Here is a 2,559-nt window from a genome sequence, read left to right as displayed (position 1 = left end):
AGGCACGAGATCAGCAGACACACCCCAGATCCTGCCGACAGCACACCCAACTGCCAAGCCCCTCAACGAATCTCATTCTGAAACGATCAGTAAGAGCGCGCAGGTACTGGAGCAGGCCGTCAAGGAGCGGATGCCCGAGGCACCCTGCTGGGGATCGTGGCCCGCACCGCGTACTGGATCGAGTGGTGGACCGGTTCGGCCCGGCGTCCGGCAACGACCCGAAGCTGAAGGACCCGTTCGGCCGGTACGTGATCACGACGTTCGTGAAGGGCACGAACATGACCTTCGCCGAGGCCGCCCGGCACATCGCCGGCGTCTCCGGCCACGAGCTGTCCCTCGCGTCCCGCCGCCACGTCACCACGGCGAAGCTGAACGAGGCAATCGGCGACGTGGTGGACCGGCACGCCCAGCTCGACCTATCCCGCGCGTGGGGCAACGGCACCACTGCCGCGGCCGACGGCACCCACATGGACACATACCTCGACAACCTGCTCGCCGAGACATCCGTGCGGTACGGGGCGGTCGGCGGCATCGCCTACCACCACGTCTCCGACCTGTACATCGCACTGTTCACGCACTTCGTGCCGTGCGGGGTCTGGGAGGCCGTCTACATCATCGAGGGCCTGCTGAAGAACACCGCCGAGGTCCGCCCGGCCACGATCCACGCGGACACCCTGGGCCAGAGCTACCCGGTCTTCGCCATCGCCCACCTGCTCGGCATCGACCTGATGCCCCGCATCCGCAACTGGAAAGACCTGCTGTTCTTCCGCCCATCCCGCACCGCGCAGTACAAGCACATCGACGCCCTGTTCGGCGAGGCGGGACGCAACGTCATCGACTGGCGCCTGTTCGAGACCCACTTCCGGGACCTGATGCGGGTTATCGTCTCGATCCGCGAAGGCACCATCTCCTCCGTCCTGCTGCTCCGGCGATTGCGCTCCGGCTCGCGGCGCAACGCCACCTACACGGCCTTTCGTGAGGTGGGCAAGGTGATCCGGACCGTCCAGCTGCTGCGCTACCTCTCGGACAGCCCGCTGCGGGCCCGGGTGACGGCGGCGACCAACAAGGTGGAGGCGTTCAACGGCTTCTCCGACTGGGTGCGCTTCGGCCAGAACGGCACGGTGGCGGCGAACGACCCGGTCGAGCAGGAGAAGGACGTGAAGTTCACGTCCTTGCTGGCCAACCTGGTGATCTTCCGCAACACACTCGACATCGCCGACGTGGTCCGCGAGCTGCAGGCCGTGGGCCGGGCGGTCGACCCGCTCGACCTCGCGCAGGTCTCCCCGTACCTGACCGAGCACATCAAACGGTTCGGCGAGTACTCCACCCACGAACTCGGCATTACCCCCGACGACTACGACGCCCGCCTGGACGTCGACTTCAGCATGCTCGGCGGGGACGAGGCGACAGCCGCATGACCGAGAGCCAGGTTGGCCGGACCTACGCAGGGCCACGGGCTGACGCGCACTCGAAGATCGCGGTGGGATGCGCGACGCCCTCGATTCCCGCGAGTTCGGCTGGCAGTCGGGCGTCTATCTCTTCCGTCTGGCGGGCGCATCACAGACCTTGGACCATCAGCACCCCAAAGGTGACAGCCCGCGTCAGGGAACCCGGGCCATGAGGAGAGGCTGGAAGAAGGCGCTGTCTTCGGGCAAAACCCACTCGGGTTTGTCGAATCCCGACTCAGTCACGAAACCGGTCAGTTGTTCCTGAGTGAGGGCCCAGTACGTGGTACGCCGCACCTTGACATTCCAGTCATCGCCGTCGGGGATCAGCTGGAAGTGCTCCAGGTCGTAGCGCTCGCCGTCCTCGTGCCAGTCCCACAACTGAAAGGTGACAATTCGACCGCTTCCCGATCCATGGAGCTGCGGGGCTGTCGAAGCGGGGTGGGATTGCCGGATCTGGTCATAGGGCCGGGTGCTGATCAGCAGCAGGCCCTCGCTTCGCAGCACGCGGCGCATCTCGCCCAGTGCCGTGCGGATGTCGTCTGCGGTCAGCAGGTGCGGCAGGGAGTTGTCGGCGCACACAACAACGTCGAAGGCGGCGTCTTCGAATGGGAGTGATCGCATGTCGGCTGCCTGCGTGGGCATCTCCAGGCCCCGCTGAACAGCCTCCCGCCCCGCACGCTCGGTGGCGACAGGACTGATGTCGGTACCCGTGACCCGGTGCCCCTGCAGCGCGAGGCCGATGGCCTGAGTACCGATCCCGCATGCGCAGTCCAGCACCGCGGCAGACTTTGCACCTAGGGCTGAGCGGATCACCACGTCCAGAGCCTTGCCCTGGCGGGCCACTGAGCTGTCCCAGTCGCCATAGATTAGGTGATAGTCCGCTGCGAGCTGATTGTAGAACCGCGTCACAGAAGCGTCGTTCATGACAGTCACATTACCCACATCACCACACGTCCAGTGTGGGGAAGCATGGCCTGCCCGCCACCAAACTCGGCTGCGGGCCTTCAAGAAACCATGGCGGGCTCAAGCGGTCAGTGCATCACCGCTGTTCAGAAGGTCATAGTAGATCTCGGCTGAGCTGCGGTAGCCGTGGACTTTGCGTGGACGGTGG

At 65.5% G+C, this 2,559-nt stretch carries 2 protein-coding genes; one reads left to right on the top strand and one right to left on the bottom strand.

The genetic code is table 11. From position 1 onward, the window contains the following. The first annotated feature begins 185 nt into the window (after window positions 1–185). Window positions 186–1,418 (top strand): transposase, encoded by a 1,233-nt coding sequence (locus ACWFQ8_RS33430; protein ID WP_453790029.1) that lies wholly within the window; start codon window positions 186–188, stop codon window positions 1,416–1,418. A 183-nt stretch (window positions 1,419–1,601) separates the two neighbouring features. Here ACWFQ8_RS33430 and ACWFQ8_RS33425 read toward each other — a convergent pair whose 3' ends face one another. Beyond that, complete coding sequence (locus tag ACWFQ8_RS33425) at window positions 1,602–2,372, bottom strand: class I SAM-dependent methyltransferase (RefSeq protein ID WP_453790028.1); 771 nt, start codon at window positions 2,370–2,372, stop codon at window positions 1,602–1,604. Window positions 2,373–2,559: the final 187 nt, after the last annotated feature.

It is taken from the genome of Streptomyces sp. NPDC055254, from assembly GCF_053606025.1.
Note: the sequence above shows the minus strand (reverse complement) of the source record. Positions and strands in the feature narration are given on the sequence as shown.